Annotated in this window: 13 protein-coding genes; 10 read left to right on the forward strand and 3 right to left on the reverse strand. The window is 72.6% G+C overall.

All coding sequences use genetic code 11. From position 1 onward, the window contains the following. Positions 1 to 33: 33 nt before the first annotated feature. Both G447_RS0109555 and G447_RS0109560 read right to left on the reverse strand, forming a co-directional pair. Positions 34 to 408 (reverse strand): hypothetical protein, encoded by a 375-nt coding sequence (locus G447_RS0109555; protein ID WP_081697900.1) that lies wholly within the window; start codon positions 406 to 408, stop codon positions 34 to 36. 102 nt (positions 409 to 510) lie between these two features. Further along, the gene (locus tag G447_RS0109560; protein WP_243442356.1) at positions 511 to 2070 is read right to left on the reverse strand and encodes a hypothetical protein; all 1560 of its coding nucleotides are present in this window, start codon (positions 2068 to 2070) and stop codon (positions 511 to 513) included. 204 nt (positions 2071 to 2274) lie between these two features. Here G447_RS0109560 and G447_RS0109565 point away from each other — a divergent pair, with 204 nt between their 5' ends. The 4 genes from G447_RS0109565 (at position 2275) to G447_RS0109580 (ending at position 7088) form a co-directional block, all read left to right on the forward strand. Next, a complete protein-coding gene (locus tag G447_RS0109565; protein ID WP_279378606.1) occupies positions 2275 to 3582 on the forward strand; it encodes a deoxyguanosinetriphosphate triphosphohydrolase in 1308 nt (435 codons plus the stop codon). Positions 3583 to 3640: 58 nt separating this feature from the next. Then, positions 3641 to 5611 (forward strand): DNA primase, encoded by a 1971-nt coding sequence (gene dnaG, locus G447_RS0109570; protein WP_026430885.1) that lies wholly within the window; start codon positions 3641 to 3643, stop codon positions 5609 to 5611. 1 nt (position 5612) lies between these two features. Beyond that, complete coding sequence (locus tag G447_RS0109575) at positions 5613 to 6092, forward strand: S-ribosylhomocysteine lyase (RefSeq protein WP_005872567.1); 480 nt, start codon at positions 5613 to 5615, stop codon at positions 6090 to 6092. A gap of 198 nt (positions 6093 to 6290) precedes the next feature. Beyond that, entirely contained in the window at positions 6291 to 7088 is a 798-nt protein-coding gene (locus G447_RS0109580; RefSeq protein ID WP_005872566.1) for a TraX family protein, read from the forward strand. A gap of 61 nt (positions 7089 to 7149) precedes the next feature. Here the strand turns inward: G447_RS0109580 and G447_RS0109585 are convergent, their stop codons facing one another. Beyond that, a complete protein-coding gene (locus G447_RS0109585) occupies positions 7150 to 7689 on the reverse strand; it encodes a hypothetical protein (RefSeq protein ID WP_026430886.1) in 540 nt (179 codons plus the stop codon). 195 nt (positions 7690 to 7884) lie between these two features. Between G447_RS0109585 and G447_RS0109590 the strand changes: the two genes are divergently transcribed. The 6 genes from G447_RS0109590 (at position 7885) to G447_RS0109615 (ending at position 16025) form a co-directional block, all read left to right on the forward strand. Next, positions 7885 to 9033: a branched-chain amino acid aminotransferase gene (locus G447_RS0109590; RefSeq protein ID WP_026430887.1), complete on the forward strand. Its 1149-nt coding sequence runs from the start codon at positions 7885 to 7887 to the stop codon at positions 9031 to 9033. Positions 9034 to 9241: 208 nt separating this feature from the next. Continuing rightward, positions 9242 to 10468 carry a heme/hemin ABC transporter substrate-binding protein gene (locus tag G447_RS0109595; RefSeq protein ID WP_026430888.1) on the forward strand — a complete coding sequence of 409 codons (1227 nt, stop codon included), beginning with the start codon at positions 9242 to 9244 and terminating at the stop codon, positions 10466 to 10468. Further along, on the forward strand, positions 10465 to 11535 hold the full coding sequence (locus G447_RS0109600; protein ID WP_026430889.1) for a FecCD family ABC transporter permease: 1071 nt from the start codon (positions 10465 to 10467) through the stop codon (positions 11533 to 11535). Before G447_RS0109595 ends, G447_RS0109600 begins: the two co-directional genes overlap by 4 nt. Next, entirely contained in the window at positions 11532 to 12374 is an 843-nt protein-coding gene (locus tag G447_RS0109605) for a heme ABC transporter ATP-binding protein (RefSeq protein WP_005869492.1), read from the forward strand. The genes G447_RS0109600 and G447_RS0109605 overlap by 4 nt, the downstream gene beginning before the upstream one ends. Further along, positions 12371 to 13777: a hypothetical protein gene (locus tag G447_RS11535; protein WP_051226312.1), complete on the forward strand. Its 1407-nt coding sequence runs from the start codon at positions 12371 to 12373 to the stop codon at positions 13775 to 13777. The genes G447_RS0109605 and G447_RS11535 overlap by 4 nt, the downstream gene beginning before the upstream one ends. 4 nt (positions 13778 to 13781) lie before the next feature. Beyond that, the gene (locus G447_RS0109615; RefSeq protein ID WP_026430890.1) at positions 13782 to 16025 is read left to right on the forward strand and encodes a hypothetical protein; all 2244 of its coding nucleotides are present in this window, start codon (positions 13782 to 13784) and stop codon (positions 16023 to 16025) included. The last annotated feature ends 12 nt before the right edge of the window (positions 16026 to 16037 follow it).

Consider the following 16037-nt stretch of genomic DNA (forward strand, 5'->3'; position numbering starts at 1 on the left):
CGGCGTCGTGCGGGACGCGGCCCCGGGCGGTCCTCAGTCGTCGTCGCGGTCTGAGTCCTTGTCGTCGTGGTCGTGGTCGTGGTGATCGTCATCGTCGTCGGAGGTGGCGCGCTGGGGCTGGGACGGCGTTACCTGGTAGGGCGCCTCGGGCGCAGTCGGCGCCGGCACCGGACCCGGAACCGCGGGCCCGTCGGTGGGGTGCCCCGTCGGCTCAGGACCGGCGGGGGGCGAGGCCGTCCCCGGGTCGGACTGCGCAGCGGAGCCCTCGGACTGGGAGGGCACCACGAGGCCGGATTCGCGCATCGGCTGGCCCGAGCCGCTGGCCAGCGCCCGCAGGCCCATGAATGCGGCGATGCCGACGGCGGCGATGGCGCAGATCGTCCCTGCGATCCTCATGCGTTCTGACACGTGTGCTCCTTTCACCACTACCAGGGTGGCGGGCGACCATGAGAGTCCCGTTGCCCCCGCATGAGGAGATTCTCATGAAAGCGGGGGCCGCGCCCAACGGGCTCACTCCTGCGGCGCGATGGCTCTCACCCCGGGCCTGTCGGCGACGAGCATGAGGCCGGGCGCTGCCAGGAGCGGCATGTCCGGCGAGCCCACGGAGGCCATGTCCATGCGCCTGCCGCTGGTGAGGTCGACCAGCATGGAGTTGCCGATGGCCAGGACGCGCCCGTCGGCGCTGATGGCGAGTTGTTCTTGGAGTTGCCACCCGAAATCCCCGAGGGCGAACGCCCTGCGCTCCGGGTCGTCCGACAGGTCGATGGTGGCGGAGGCGCCCGTGGGGGAGGCGTACTCGATGTGCTCGCAGTCCGTGGGCGTGAGGGTCCCCAGGGTCGAGGAGTCGTCTCCGTCGCGGTAGTAGGCGATGGCCTCGTCTAGAGTCGGCGCCCCCGCCCAGACCGGTGTGCCCGCGTTGGAGCACTCGCCCTCCGGACTGGCCGGGATGGGCCAGTGGACCGCGTCGAAGACCCCGGCCGGCGTGCCGTCCGCCTGGAAAGCGGTGATCCGCGTGTCCGCGTGGCAGGCGATCAGCCATCCGTCGCGGGCGCCCTCGCGCCAGCACGGGCCGGTGGAACCGTAGCGCTCCGCGTTGACCTGGCCGGTCCTCGCGTTGACGAAGGACACGGCTCCCGCGCCCCCGTCGAGCCAGATCCACTCGTCCCCGCCGCCCAGTGCGGTGCCGCGCATCGTGTGCCCCTTGAGCCCGGTGGGGGAAGACCACACGACCGAGCCGTCGGACTTGCGGGCCGTGCACTGCCCCGGGCCGGGGTCGCAGGCGACCAGGAGCCCGTCGCCGGTGACGACCAGGTCGTTCACCCGGCGCCCGGAGCCCTGTGAGCGCATCCACGTCAGGGATACGATCTGCCCCGTGCGCCCGTTGATGGCGTAGCCGTCGGCGAAGAGGGTGCTCCCCACCCACACGCCCGCCTCCTCGGCGCCGATCGTGGGGGAGTCCGTGATCTGGACCGTGTGGGCCCACAGCTGGCGCGGCTGCGTTCCGCCGATGTCCCAGCCCTTGATCGTGCTCTGCCACGCGTTCGCGCTCTGCAGGGTGATCAGGGCGTTCCCGTTCGCCGCGTAACTGGTGGTCTGCTCGAAACCGCCGCGGTTGAGGGCGGGCGCGTCGATCTTCCACGCCTCGCGCGCTCCTTTGGACCAGGAGCCGGAGGGGGCGGGCGTGTGCTTCACAGGTGCTGCTTCCCCTTCGAGCGCCCAGGGCAGGGCCTCGGTTTCCACGATGTCGGAATCCTGCATGGCCGGATCCCACTGCTGTGCGCTGTGCGACGAGCGCGCCAGCCAGAAGAGCCCGAGGGCGGCAGCGAAGAAGGGGACGGCGGCCAGCAGGGGGGCGATCACGTGCCAACGCCTGCGGGGCGCGGGGCGCGCGGGGGCCTCGGGCACCCAGGTGTCCGGCGAGGCGAGCGGTGTCGTCCACACGTCCCCGGCGTCCGGGCCAGTCCGGCCTGATGGCCGCGGGCCGCCCGCTAGGGCGCGTCCGTCCGCACCGCCGGGCGCCCCCGGGCCGGGCAGTCCGTCCGCCTGCTGCCCCTCGGGTGGTGTGGGCATGTCCCCTCCTCCTCACTGCCCCCGCTGGGGCGCGCTGTGCACTCCAATGCTAACGGCGCGGTGGGGCGCGCGGGGCCCGTCCGCCTCCTGGGCGCCGCATCCGGAAGGCGCGTCCGGGCGCCGCGGAGGGTTCGTTCGCAGTGCCACGGCCACCGGGGCGCGCTGCCCGGGCGCGCGGGCCCGGCGCGGCGCTACGCTGGGGGAGTGGCGGACACGAACGAGCTCTCCCTGGTGATCCCCGGCGTCGACGGGGGCGCCGGCGTCTACGCGCCCTCCGACATGGACAGGATGGTCCACGAGGAGGCCAAATCCTCGGCGCGCACCGACTTCGAACGGGACCGGGCCCGGGTCCTGCACTCCTCCGCGCTGCGCCGCCTCGGCGAGAAGACCCAGGTGCTCGGTCCCAGCAGCGACGACTTCGTGCGCACTCGCCTCACCCACTCCCTCGAGGTCGCGCAGGTGGGCCGCGAGCTCGGCAAGGAGCTGGGCGCCGACCCTGATGTGGTCGACGCCGCGTGCCTCTCCCACGACCTGGGCCACCCCCCTTTCGGGCACAACGGCGAGCGCGCCCTCGACAGCCTCGCCTCCCGCATCGGCGGCTTCGAGGGGAACGCCCAGACCCTGCGCGTCGTCACGCGCCTGGAGCCGAAGGTGATCGGCCCGGACTCCACTCCCGCAGGCCTCAACCTCACGCGCGCTGCCCTGGACGCGATCTGCAAGTACCCGTGGGTCAAATCCGGGGGCCCCGACCTGGCCAAGTCGACGCGCAAGTTCTCGGTCTACGGGGACGACGCCCCCGTCTTCGCGTGGATGCGCCAGGGGGCGCCGGCGGGGCGCAGGTGCCTGGAGGCCCAGATCATGGACCTGTCGGACGACATCGCATACTCCGTCCACGACGTGGAGGACGCGATCGCGACGGGCAAACTGGCCCCAGGGCAGTTGCGCGACGACGCCCGCGCCAGCGCCGTCATCGACTCCACGCTGGGCTGGTACGGCCCGGCAGTGTCCCGCCCCGACCTGGAGGAGGCGCTGGGCGCCCTGCTGGCCATGGAGGATTGGCTGGGGGACTACGACGCCGGGTACGTGGCGCGCTGCCGCCTCAAGGACCTCACGAGCGAGCTGATCGGGCGCTTCTGCTCGGCGACCGTGCGCGCCACCCGCGACGCCTTCGGGCCCGAGCCCCTGGGGCGGTACCGCGCGGACCTGGTGGTCCCCCGGGCCACCCGCGCCCAGATCCAGGTCCTCAAGGGCATGGCCGTCCACTACGTCATGAGCCCGCGGGAGAGCGAGCCCGTGTACTACCAGCAGCGCACGCTGGTGGCCGACCTGGTGGACGCGCTGTACGAGGCGGGGGCCGACGCCCTCGAACCCGTGTTCGCCCAGCAGTGGCGGGCCGCCTCCTCCGACGACGTGCGCCTGCGGGCCGTCATCGACCAGGTCGCCTCCCTCACCGACGTGTCCGCCTCCGCGTGGCACGCGCGCCACTGCGGAATGCTCTCCAGCCAGCTGTGAGGCCCGGCCCGGCAGGGCATGCGCGTGCCCGGCGGGCGCGGACAGTAGAATCGTCCCCATGGCCGGGCTCATACGCAAAGACGACATCGAAGCAGTGCGCAACGCTGCCAGGATCGAGGAGATCGTCGGCGACCACGTCACGCTCAAGCCCGCCGGTATCGGCTCGCTCAAGGGCCTTTGCCCCTTCCACGACGAGAGGACGCCCTCCTTCAACGTGCGCCCCGCCGTGGGGATGTTCCACTGCTTCGGATGCGGGGAGAGCGGCGACGTCATCAGTTTCGTCCAGAAGATCGACCACCTGCCCTTCGCCGAGGCCGTCGAGGTGCTGGCCGCGAAGACGGGGATCACCCTCCACTACGAGGAGGGGGGCGCCCGGGTGCGCACCGAGGAGCCGGGCAGGCGCGGGCGCCTCGTCGACGCCCACCGGATCGCGGAGGAGTTCTACCAGTCCCAGCTCACCACCCCCCAGGCCGCGAAGGGCCGCGAGTTCCTGGCCGGGCGCGGGTTCACCCAGGCGATGTGCGCCCACTTCGGTGTGGGCTATGCCCCCCGCAGCTGGGACGCCCTGATCCGCCACCTGCGCTCGCGGGGCTACACGGACCAGGAGCTCCAGACCGCGGGGCTGGCCTCCCAGGGGGCGCGCGGCATCTACGACCGCTTCCGCGGGCGCCTCGTGTGGCCGATCCGCGACATCACGGGGGCCACCGTGGGCTTCGGTGCCAGGCGCCTCGACGACGACGAGGACTCGCCGAAGTACCTCAACACGCCCGAGACCCCGATCTACAAGAAGAGCCAGCTGCTGTACGGCCTCGACCTGGCGAAGAAGGCGATCACCCAGGGGCACAGGGTCGTCATCGTCGAGGGCTACACCGACGTCATGGCCGCCCACGTGGCGGGGGTCGACTGCGCGGTCGCCACGTGCGGGACCGCTTTCGGCCCCGAGCACGTGAAGATCATCCGCCGCCTGCTGGGCGACAGCGCGGACCCCGCGGCGGGGGTGGTCCTGGCCAGCGGGCGCGCCCACGGCTCCGAGGTGATCTTCACCTTCGACGGTGACAGCGCGGGCCAGAAGGCGGCGCTGCGGGCCTACGGGGAGGACCAGAACTTCGCGGCGCAGACCTTCGTGGCGGTCGCCCCCGGCGGGCAGGACCCCTGCGAGCTGCGGCTCAGCCAGGGCGACCAGGCCGTCGTGGACCTCGTGCGCTCGCGCACCCCGCTCTTCGAGTTCGCGATCCGCTCGGTCCTTTCAGGTGTGGACCTGCGCTCCGCGGAGGGCAGGATCGCGGGGCTGCGCTCGTCGGCGCGCATCGTCGCCCACATCAAGGACCGTGCGCTGCGCCGCGAGTACGCGCGCCAACTGGCGGGGTGGCTCGGCATGGACACGCGCACAGTGGACCAGGCGGTCCACGCGGCCTCGCGCCGGGGGCCGGACGAGGCGCCCGCCCGCCCCGGGGCGCCGACGATGGCGGGCGCGGGCAGGCCCGGCCCCTCCAAGGGCAGGGACTGGGGGGCGGAGGACCCGGTCGGCCGCGTCGAGCGCCAGGCCCTGGAGGCCGTTTTCCAGCACCCGGCCCTCGTCATCGGCGCGGGCTTCGACGAGCTCGACGGCGCCGCGTTCACCGTGCCCACCCACCGCGCGGTCCACGACGCGATCCGCGCCAGTGGGGGGCTCGACGAGTTCACGCGGATCCTGCGCAGCGCCGAGGAGCACTTCGGCCCCGGCGAGGAGGCCACTGCCGCCGCCACCCGGCGCTTCGTCTCCCAGGTCCTGGAGGCGGCGGGGGACTACTTGGCGCCCGCTGTCTCCCAGCTGGCGGTCGCGCCGCTGCCGGTGGCCGACCACGAGCGCATGCGCTCCTACTGCCGCGGCGTCGTGGCGGCGATGGTGCGCGTGGACCTGACCCGGAGCCTGGGCCAGGCCCGGGCCGCGCTGCAGCGGATGGGTGAGGACGACCCGGGCTACGCCGAGGCGTTCAGGGAGCTCATGCGGCTGGAGCAGCGCAGGCAGAACTACACCGAAAGGGATTGAAATGGCGGAAGTCGAGAGCTTCACCCTGGACCACACGGCGGTCAAAGCCCCGTACGTGCGCCTCATCGGCGTCCAGACGGGTCCTGCGGGCGACCGGATCTCCAACTTCGATGTGCGGCTGGTCCAGCCCAATGGGAACGCCATCCCCACGGGGGGCCTCCACACGATCGAGCACCTGCTGGCGTCCTTGCTGCGCGACCGGATCGACGGGGTCATCGACTGCTCGCCCTTCGGGTGCCGCACGGGTTTCCACCTGCTCATGTGGGGCACTCCCTCCGTCGAGGAGGTCGCCGCCGCCCTTGTGTCCTCGCTGCGCGCCATCGCCGAGGACGTGGAGTGGGAGGACGTGCCCGGCACGGACGTGTATTCCTGCGGCAACTACCGCGACCACTCCCTGTTCAGCGCGCGCGAGTGGTCGCGCGCGGTCCTGGACCAGGGCGTCTCCGTGGACCCCTTCGAGCGCAGGGTGCTGCCCCAGTAGCGCCGGAAACGGGTGGGTCCGGCCGTCACAGCCGCGGGCGGCTCCTGTGCTGTTCCAGTAGCGCCGGAAATGGGGGCCTTCCCCCGTGCTCCCCCGGGGAGGACGGGGGGGAACAACCAGGGTGGCCCCCTATAGCCCCGGCGCCCCGTCGCCCGCCACACTGGTAGTGTCCACACAGACCAACGAGAAAGCACTCCAATGGCCACACACGCAGTCCCCGCCCCCGCCGCCGCGCACGCCGCCCCCCGGCCGCGCATCGGCGTCAACCAGTACTGGATCAAACTGGCGATGGCGGCGCTCATGGTCCTCGACCACCTGCCCCACGTCCCCGGCCTGGTCTCGCCCGAGTGGGCGGACGCCTTCCACGTGCTCACGCGGTGCGTGGCGGTCTGGTTCGCCTACGGGGCGGTCGAGGGGGTGCTCTACACCTCGAACATGCGCAAATACCTGACGCGCCTGTGGGGCGCCGCGGCCATCATGGCCGTCGGTAACCTGGCGCTCGGCCAGCTGCTGGCCACCCGCGACGTGCACATGTACGACAACAACATCTTCCTCACCCTGGCCGTCGGGACGACGCTGCTTGCCCTGGTGAAGCGGGGGGCCGGCACCGGGTGGCACACGGGCGCCGTCGTCGGCGCGCTGGCGGGCTCCGTCGTCATGTCGATGTTCCTCCCCATTGAGGGCGGCTTGCCGGTCCTGCCCTTCATGGTCATCACCTACGCGCTCTACACCCGCGTCGTGTGGCGCGACCTGGCCTACCTGGCCCTCGCTGCGGCGATGTTCGCCCTCGTGTGGCAGCCCTACGACACGTGGCAGGCCACGGTGTCCATGCTCGCGCAGAACTCGGACTTCATGCTGGTCCTGGTGATCCCCGTCCTGCACCTGTACAACGGCGAGCACGGCCCCCACACGCGGTTCTCGAAGTACTTCTTCTACGTGTTCTACCCCGCGCACCTGTGGCTGTTGGCGCTCATCGCCTACTTCCAGGCGGCCTGATCGGCCTACTCCGAGTCGGCGCCCCGCCTCCCACTGCTCTAAGCGGGAGGCGGGGCGCCGCTCAGTCGAGGCCGACCGCCTCGCGCGCGCCCGCCTCGAGCGCGTCCGCCGCTTGACGGCCCGCCGTGTCCAGCGGGCCGTCGGCCGTGAGAACCGAGAAGAGCCCGCGCCCTCCGCGTCGCACCCACGCCGTGATGGTCGTCCCGTTGTCGGCCTGGGACTGGGCGTGCAGCACGATCGAACGGTCGACGTACTCGCCCGCATGGCGCATGAACTGCTCCGGATCCCCCTCGGTGCGCCCGGTGAGGGGGCGGCGCGAGGGATCCACCCACTCCAGCGCGAAGAGCTCGCCCTCCGCTTCCCAGCGCGCCCGCGCCACGTCGTACCACGGGAACAACGCGGGCCCGGCCGCGTGGGCCCCCTCCTCGCTGCAGGCTCCCTCCCCGCTGCCGGCCCCCGCCTCGGAGGGGGAGGGGGCGGGGAAGACGTAGAGCCCGGACCGCGCGGCGGCGAGCCAGCGCCCGTCGGCCAGCGCCAGGGCGGGGGAGCGGCGCTCACGGGAGGGCAGGGCCGCGGTCAGGGAGTCGGGAAGCGTCGTCATGCGTCGATCGTATCCGCTGCGCGCGGGAGGCGGGGGCACGACCCCTGACGTGCGTGAGAACGTACGTCATAGTCAGGGTGGGGAGGGTTGGCCAGGACACCGGCCACATGCCGAAATGCGCGGGCCGCGGTGCGGACGGCGGCATACCCTGGCTCCGTACGCGCGCACAACGACCGAACGACCACAGGAGGCCCCATGGCATCGACGCAGCACACCCCCACAGTGCTCGAGGCGGCGGCGGACCAGGCGCTGCCCGCAGCCGACGAGTTGGCGGGGCGCTTCCCGCTGACCCCCAACCCGGCGCCCGCCCCGGACCGGGAATACGCCGGAACCATGGAGGAGCTGTCCTTCGGGCGCAAGTTCACCGACCACATGGCCCACATGCGGTGGACCCGGGACGGGGGGTGGCAGGACCGCGGGGTCGTGCCCTACGGGCCGCTGGCCCTGCCCCCCGGGGCCTCGGTGCTCCACTACTGCCAGTCGGTGTTCGAGGGGATCAAGGCCTACCGCCACGCCGACGGGTCCGTCTGGACCTTCCGCCCGGGCTACAACGCCGCCCGCATCAACCATTCGGCGCACCGCCTGGCCCTGCCCCAGATCGACCGGGGAGACTTCGTGGCGTCCCTGGTGGACTACGTGCGCGCCGACCAGAAGTGGGTGCCCGGCGTGGACGGGTCCTCCCTGTACCTGCGCCCCTTCATGTTCGCCTCGGAGGAGTTCGTGGGGGTCCACCCCGCCGGCGTCGTCGACTACTACGTCATCGGGTCGCCGTCGGGCCCCTACTTCACGGGCGGTTTCGCCGGCGTGCCGATCTGGGTGGTGCGCGGGTACCACCGGGCGGGTCCGGGGGGCACCGGGAGCGCGAAGGCGGGCGGCAACTACGCGGCGTCGCTGCTCCCCCAGGTCGAGGCGGAGCGCCGGGGCTTCTCCCAGGTGTGCTTCTTGGACACCTACGAGGAGAAGTACCTCGAGGAGTTGGGCGGGATGAACATGTTCGTCGTCATGGCCGACGGGAGCGTGAAGACCCCGGAGCTGTCCGGCGTCATCCTGGAGGGGTGCACGCGCAGCGCGATCCTGCGCCTGCTGCGCGACGGCGGCGTGGGCGTGTCCGAGGAGAGGATCGCCCTCGACGAGCTGGTGGCGGGCATCCGCTCGGGGGCCGTCGCCGAGGTATTCGCATGCGGGACGGCCGCGGTCGTCACCCCCATCTCCCGGTTGGCCAGCGACGACTTCGATGTCGAGTTGCCCGTCGGTGACGTGACGCGCCGGATCCACGAGCGCCTCACGGACATCCAGATGGGGCGCGCGGAGGACCCCTACGGCTGGACCTACCGCCTGGTGTGAAGCGGCACAGGGGCGGGCCCCGCCCCTGTTCGTGCACTCCTCTCTGGACGCCGACCGCTGCTGCGAGGAAGGCCCCGCCCTCAGTCCGTGCGGGGGCGCCCGGGCACGTGGGACTTGCGCCATGGGGCGCTTCTCATTAATGTAGGTGAGCCTTACTTTTAATAACGGGGGCTTTTCTGCTCCCGGAAGACGTCACGAAAGCTGGACCATGCGCTCGATCCGGTTCACCGCCGCCCGCGCCTGCGCGCTCGCAGTGTGCGCCGCGGCCGCCGCAGCCCTGGCGGGCTGCGCGAACATCGGCACCAGCCCCGCCCAGTCGGGCTCCGAGTGCCGGGCGGTCCCCGCCTCGGGCGAGCCCCAGACCATCGAGATGCCCGACGCCACCGCCGACCAACTGCCCGACCCGAGGACCGTCGTCGGCCCCACCACCGCCTACACGCGCTCCGCCGACATCACCCCCGTCTCCGACGACCCCACGGCGGATCAGTCCCTGCCGGCCACCGTGCCCTCCGCCGACGGGCCGCAGCAGAAAGTCACCGACACCACCCGCATCCTCGCCCTCAACCAGAACGGCGGCCTGGCAGCGGCCGTCATCGGCTTGGGCTTCGGGTGCAACCTGGTGGGCCGCGACATCTCGACGGGCTACCCCTCCACCGCCAACCTGCCGCTGGTCACCCGCGGCGGCCACGAGCTCAGCGCCGAGGCGATACTTGCCCTGCGGCCCACGGTCGTCATCACAGACACCTCCATCGGCCCCTACGACGTGCAGTTGCAACTGCGCGACTCCGGGATCCCCGTCGTCTTCATCCCGCTGGTCTACGAGCATGGCGTCGGCGGCGTGCAGGCCCAGATCCAGGCGGTCGCCGACGCGCTGGGCGTGCACGAACTGGGGCAGCGGCTCGCCTCGCGCACGATGAGGGAGATCAACCAGGTCGTCGCCCGCGTGGCCGGCATGTCCCCGCGCGAGTACGCCGACCGCCCCCGCGCCGTCTTCCTCTACGTGAGGGGCAAATCCGTCTACTACTGGTTCGGGGAGGGCTCTGGCGCGGACTCCCTCATCCAGTCCCTGTCCATGGTGGACGTCGCCGCCGAGGTCGGTTTCAAGGGGATGTCGCCCACGAATGCCGAGGCCCTCATCAAGGCGGCCCCCGACATCATCATTACGATGACCCTGGGCATCGCCTCCACCGGCGGCATCGACGAGGTCCTCGCCCTGCCCGGCATCGCCGAGACCCCAGCGGGCAAGAACCGGCGCGTCATCGACATGTCGGACTACGAGGTCATGAGCTTCGGCCCCCGCACGGCCGAGGTCCTCGCCGCCCTTGGCACCGCCGTCTTCGACCCGGATGGGGCCTACCAGCCCGGCGCACCGCCCGCCGCCATCGGGCAGCGGCTGGCCGAGCTCCAGTCCGGCGGTCAGGCGCAGAGCCAATGACCCGTCTCCGCTCCCGGCGCCCCGCCCCCTCACGGGCGCGTGCCGCAGCCCTCACGGCCACTGTGCTCGCGGTGGCGCTCGTGGTGCTCGTCATTGTCAGCGGCGTCCTCGGGCAACTCCTCGTGCCGCCCTCGGAGGTGCTCGGCTCCATCCTCCACCGCCTCGGCATCGACTGGCTGCCCGCCCCCAGCACTCCCTTCGGCGACGAGGCGCTGTGGAACGTGCGCTTCCCGCGCCTGGCGATGGCCGTCGTCGTCGGGGCCTCGCTGGCCGTGGCGGGCGCGATCATGCAGGGGATCTTCGGCAACCCCCTGGCCGAGCCCGGCACCGTCGGCGTCTCGTCGGGCGCCGCAGTCGGCGCCTCGTTGTCGATCATGTTCTCGTGGACCTTCCTGGGATCGTGGACGACCCCGGTCCTCGCCTTCGCGTGCGGCCTGGCGACCACCGCCGGGGTGTACGTGATGGCCAGGCGCGCCGGGCGCACCGAGGTCGTCACCCTCATCCTCACGGGCGTCGCGGTCAACGCGGTCACCGGGGCGGCCATCTCCTTCATCGTTTTCGCCGCCTCGAGCGCCGCGCGCGACCAGATCGTGTTCTGGCAGATGGGGTCCCTGGCGGGCTCGCGGTGGGCGCAGGTCGCGGTCGTGGGCCCGCTGTGCCTGGCGGGGATCGTGTGCGCCCAGTTCATCTCCCGGAAACTCGACCTGCTGTCGCTGGGGGAGAGGGCGGCGCGCCACGTGGGCGTCGATGTGGAGCGGCTGCGCGTCCAGGGGATGCTGCTGGTGGCCCTCCTGGTGTCCGCGGCCGTCGCCTTCTGCGGCATCATCGCCTTCGTGGGCCTGGTGGTCCCCCACCTGCTGCGCCTCGTCATGGGGCCCGGGCACCGCGCCCTGCTGCCGATCAGCGCCCTGGGCGGCGCGGTCCTCATGACGGCCGCCGACCTGTGCGCCCGCACCCTCATCGAGTTCGCGGACCTGCCCATCGGCATGCTCACCTCCTGCGTGGGCGGCCCGTTCTTCTTCTGGCTGCTGCGCCGCTCGCGCGGCCGCTCCGGGGGGTGGGCATGAGACTCGGCGGGAGCAGGAGGGTCCCGGGCGCGCCCCGCGCCGGGGAGGCGCTGATGCGCGTGCGCGACGTGCGCGCCGGGTTCGGCGGGGCGGAGGTCCTCCACGGTGTGAGCCTGGACCTGGTGTGCGGCGAGGTGCTCGCCCTCATCGGACCCAACGGGGCGGGGAAGTCGACCCTGCTGGCCGTCATCAGCGGGGACCTGGATCCCACCGGCGGCGCCGTTCAGATCGACGGGGCGCCCCTGCGCGACTGGTCCCAGGCGGAGCGCGCGATGCGCCGCTCCGTGCTGCTCCAGAGCGTGGACGTCTCCTTCCCCTTCCGGGTGCGCGAGGTCGTGGAGATGGGCCGGGCCCCCTGGGCGGGGACCGGGGCCTCCGCCGACGACGAGCGGATCGTGCGGGCCAGCCTGCGCTTGACGGAGACGGAGGAGTTCGCCGAGCGCCCCTACACCTCCTTGTCGGGGGGCGAGCGCTCCCGCAGCGCCTTCGCCCGGGTCCTCGCGCAGGCGGCCCCCATCATGCTGCTCGACGAGCCTACCGCCGCCATGGACGTGCGCCATCAGGAGATGGTGATGCGCCGCGCGCGCGAGTACGCCGCCACGGGCGCGGGCGTCGTCATCGTCGTCCACGCCCTGGACGTCGCCGCCGCCTACGCCGACCGCGTCGCCCTGCTGGACGCGGGGAGGGTCGCCGCCCTGGGCGCGCCCTCCGAAGTCCTCACCGCGGGACTGCTCTCCCGCGTGTACCGCCACCCCATCGAGGTGGTCGCGCACCCGCGCACGGGTGCGCCCCTGGTCGTCCCAGTCCGAGACTCTTCGCTTACGGAGGCTTCCCGATGAACAACCCTGCCACGCGCGCGCTCCGGGCCGTGGGCGCGTCTTTGACCACAGCGGCGCTGGCGTGCGCCGCCCTGGCCCTGGGGGCCGCCCCCGCCTCGGCCGCCCCCCAGGTCACGGTCGATGCCCCCGGGGGGATCGCCATGGAGGGGGAGACCACCGTGACCGTGTCGGGCACGGGATTCCAATCGATCCGCGGGGGGTTCGGGGGCATCTACGTGCTCTTCGGCACCGTCACGTCCGATAACTGGCAGCCCTCCAAGGGCGGGGTGACGGGCAAGGACTACTCCTACGCCGCCGACGACGAGACGAAGCCCGCGGGCTACGAGTCGCTCGTCGTCTTCCCGGGCTCGGCCACCTCCTACGCCGCGACGGGCGGCGAGATCAGCGCCGACGGGTCGTGGCAGTCGAAGCTCACGATCCCAGGCGCCAAGTTCACCACCTACGACCGCAGCGGCAACGCCTCCGAGGTGGACTGCACGACGGTCCAGTGCGGCATCATCACGATCGGCGCGCACGGCCAGATCAACGCGAACAACGAGTCCTTCACCCCCGTGACCTTCTCCTCCTCCGCCGTGGGCGCCCCGGCGGGAGCGGCCGCCCAGCAGACCGGTCCCAGCGCGGGGGCGGACGAGGAACCGCAGTCCTCGGGCGCCTCCCCGGCGGCCCCCTCCCCGTCGGCGGCCCCGCGGGCCGGAGGGAGCGGAGCGGGGACCGCGGGCAGCGCGGGAACACCGATCACCATCCAGACGTCCAGCCCCGACTCCGAGGTCCGCCTCTCCACCATCTTCCTGCTCGTCGGCGTGGGGCTGCTGGGGCTGGCGCTGGTCGTCCTGGCTGCGGGCTTCGGCGGTTTCCTGGCCGTGAAGTCCATCGTGCTGGGCCTGAGCCCCGTGGCCGTGGAACGCGAGAGGGCGCGGCGCCAGGCCAAGGCCGACCGCGCCCGGGCCCGCAACGAGGCGAAGCGGCGGCGCTACCTGGCCAAGCACAGCCTCCCGGAGTCCGGTGACGCCCCGGCGTGGTCGGCGGCGCCCGGTGGGGCGTTCGGGGCATGGCCCGACGAGGCCCGGGCGGCGGAAGGACGAGATGGTCGCGATAGGCCCGACGGGCGGGATGCGCGCGACGACGACCACTGCGCGGCCGATCCAGCCGGGCAGGGCGCCGTGCAGTCCCCGGGAGCGTCCGCTCCCGGGGGTCCGGACCGGGTGAATGGCGCGGGCGCCCCCGCGCAAGGGGCCGGGGACCGGGCCGACAGCGCCGCGGACGCGCCCGGCGCCGACTCGCCCGACGGCGCCGCCCTGGCGGGGCCCTCGGCGGACGACACCGCGGTCCTGGAAACAGTGGGCGCCGCAGGGCCGGGGGGCGCAGGGCTCAATGGTTTCTTCTCCCAGGCGGAAAGGCAGTAGTGGTATGAGGGCGAGCACTCCTTTGAAAGTCCTGTGCGCGGTCTGCGCGGCCGTCACCGTCGGCGCCTCGGCCATCGCCCTGGCGCCCCCCGCCGCGCAGGCGGCGCCGATCGAAGTCTCCGGCGCCGTGCTCCAATGGGGGATGAACGCGGAGACCGGGTCCGCGGGCTTCGCCCCCGGCACCTGCAACTTCTTCGGCGCGGGCGCGGCGGGCGACTCGGGCGGCGGGCAGTGGCCGAACTCCCCGGCGCGCGACGAGGCGGGCGAGTACGTCGTCAGCGCCAAGACCGGGCAGGAGCTGTGGCGGGCGCAGCAGGGCTCCGTGTCCATCCTCAAACCCGACGCCAATGGCGCCTACGCCCCCATCACGTGGGCGGACAAATGCACGACGCGCACGGGGCAGCGCACTGACACCAACGGAGCGGTCTCCGAGGCCGTCGTGAGGATCGAGGGCGGCACCGGCTCCCTGGACCCGGCCACCGGTTCGGCGACGATCAGCTGGAAGGGCTCGTGGACGGTGGTCTTCTACTCGGGCATGACCTACTGGAGCGCCAACGACCCGGTGCTCACCGTCGAGAACGGCGTCGGCACGCTCACCGCCACGGCCTCCGGGTTTGGCGCCAGCATGAGCGATCCCGACGCCAAGCCCACGCCACTCACCCCCCGGAAGGTGACACTGGCCACTCTGAAGGATGTGACGGTCACCGACAAGGGGCTGACCGTCGTGCCCGAGTACCGGGGCGTCGAGGTGACGAGCCCCGCGAACGCGGTCCCGCAGGCGCGCACAGGAGCGGACTGGGGCTCGTGGCCGCAGGACTTCGTCGACTTCCAGGGCGAGACGGGCCAGCACTCCTACTGGTACTCCTCCGGCTCCTCGGTCGACGCCCGAAAGCCCCCGTCGCCCTTGGCTGTCGCCGTGCCCGGCAACGGCGGGGACGCGCCGGCCCCGGACCCGGCTCCCCAGCCCACGCCCACGACTCCCGCGCCGACCCCCACCACTCCGGGCCCCGCGCCCACGACTCCCGCGCCAGCTCCCACCACTCCGGGTCCCGCCCCGTCGGGCCAGGGCGGCGGGAGCCTCTCCGACGCGACCCTGCGCTGGTCGATGAGCGATGAGGCGAACTCGGGCGCCTACAACGGGGACTGCAACTTCCTGTCCGCCGGCGTCGCCGCCTCGACAGGCTCGTCGCGCCCATGGGACTCCTCCTTCTACTCGGCTTCGAGTGGGAACGTGTCTATCGTCAAGGCCGACGGCGCGGGCGGCTGGACGGGCGCCACTTGGGAGAACCACTGCCTCGACGCGGCCGGCAACAAGGTGAGGTCGAATGACCTGCATGCGAACACGGGCTCCCAGGTGGTCGTCACGGGCGGTAAGGGCACCGTGGCTGCCGACGGCGCGACGCGCATCGAGTGGAAGGGGTCGTGGACGGTCGCCTTCTACGGAGGGATGAACTACTGGTCCGTCACCGATCCCGTCCTCGACGTGGACGCCTCGGGTTCGGGGACGCTCACGGCGACCGCCTCCGGCTACGGCGCAGACCGCAACGACACGTCGGTGTGGTTGCCGCTCCCCACGCAGAAAGTGACACTAGCCACCCTCAATGGCGTCGATGTGAGGGCCGCGGCCTCCGCCTCGGGGTTCACTCACACGCCCGACTACCTGGGCGTCTCCGTGCAGGTCGGCTCCTCCGTGGCCAAGCAGGCCGCCCGGACCTCGGACAACGCCGAGTACTGGGGATCCTTCCCGCAGGACTTCGTGACCTACCAGGAGAAGACGGGCCAGTCCTCCTACTGGTACACCTCGGGCGGCACGCGCGACGCGGCCAAGAAGGCCGCGCCCCTCACGGTCGCCTACACGGCGTCGTTCACGACCCCCTCCTCCACGAACGACGGGGTCGCCGGGGCCCGCGGCAGGGGTACTGCGTCGGCGCGGGGGAGCGCGAGCCGGGCGTCCTCGGGCTCTGGGACGGCCGCTCAGAAAAACTCGACAGCCGCCGGGCGGCGCTCTGCCAGCGCCGGACCGAGCGCCCCGCCCGTCCCCGTGGCCCTGGGCCCCGATACCGGGCCCGTGGAAGCCGGGGGCTACACGGTGAACAGGGTGTCAGCGGCGCGCGGGTTGAGGGACAGTGCCGGGCGCATCGCCTTGGGCGCGGGAGTGATGACGGCGGGCAGCGGCCTGCCGCTGCTGCTGGGGTGGTTGATCCGCCGCCAGCTCGGCCTCGACCCGCGTGCTGCGGTGCTCCGGTAGGCGGTGCGCGGA

It is taken from the genome of Schaalia georgiae DSM 6843, assembly GCF_000429245.1.
In the GTDB taxonomy this organism is placed as follows: domain Bacteria; phylum Actinomycetota; class Actinomycetes; order Actinomycetales; family Actinomycetaceae; genus Pauljensenia; species Pauljensenia georgiae.

Bases quoted from the DNA above. Each gene is read 5' to 3' on its own strand.
- G447_RS0109560 (WP_243442356.1), bottom strand. From the start codon at position 2,070: ATGCCCACACCACCCGAGGGGCAGCAGGCGGACGGACTGCCCGGCCCG.
- dnaG (WP_026430885.1), top strand. From the start codon at position 3,641: ATGGCCGGGCTCATACGCAAAGACGACATCGAAGCAGTGCGCAACGCT.
- G447_RS0109575 (WP_005872567.1), top strand. From the start codon at position 5,613: ATGGCGGAAGTCGAGAGCTTCACCCTGGACCACACGGCGGTCAAAGCC.
- G447_RS0109580 (WP_005872566.1), top strand. From the start codon at position 6,291: ATGGCCACACACGCAGTCCCCGCCCCCGCCGCCGCGCACGCCGCCCCC.
- G447_RS0109585 (WP_026430886.1), bottom strand. From the start codon at position 7,689: ATGACGACGCTTCCCGACTCCCTGACCGCGGCCCTGCCCTCCCGTGAG.
- G447_RS0109590 (WP_026430887.1), top strand. From the start codon at position 7,885: ATGGCATCGACGCAGCACACCCCCACAGTGCTCGAGGCGGCGGCGGAC.
- G447_RS0109595 (WP_026430888.1), top strand. From the start codon at position 9,242: ATGCGCTCGATCCGGTTCACCGCCGCCCGCGCCTGCGCGCTCGCAGTG.
- G447_RS0109600 (WP_026430889.1), top strand. From the start codon at position 10,465: ATGACCCGTCTCCGCTCCCGGCGCCCCGCCCCCTCACGGGCGCGTGCC.
- G447_RS0109605 (WP_005869492.1), top strand. From the start codon at position 11,532: ATGAGACTCGGCGGGAGCAGGAGGGTCCCGGGCGCGCCCCGCGCCGGG.
- G447_RS11535 (WP_051226312.1), top strand. From the start codon at position 12,371: ATGAACAACCCTGCCACGCGCGCGCTCCGGGCCGTGGGCGCGTCTTTG.
- G447_RS0109615 (WP_026430890.1), top strand. From the start codon at position 13,782: ATGAGGGCGAGCACTCCTTTGAAAGTCCTGTGCGCGGTCTGCGCGGCC.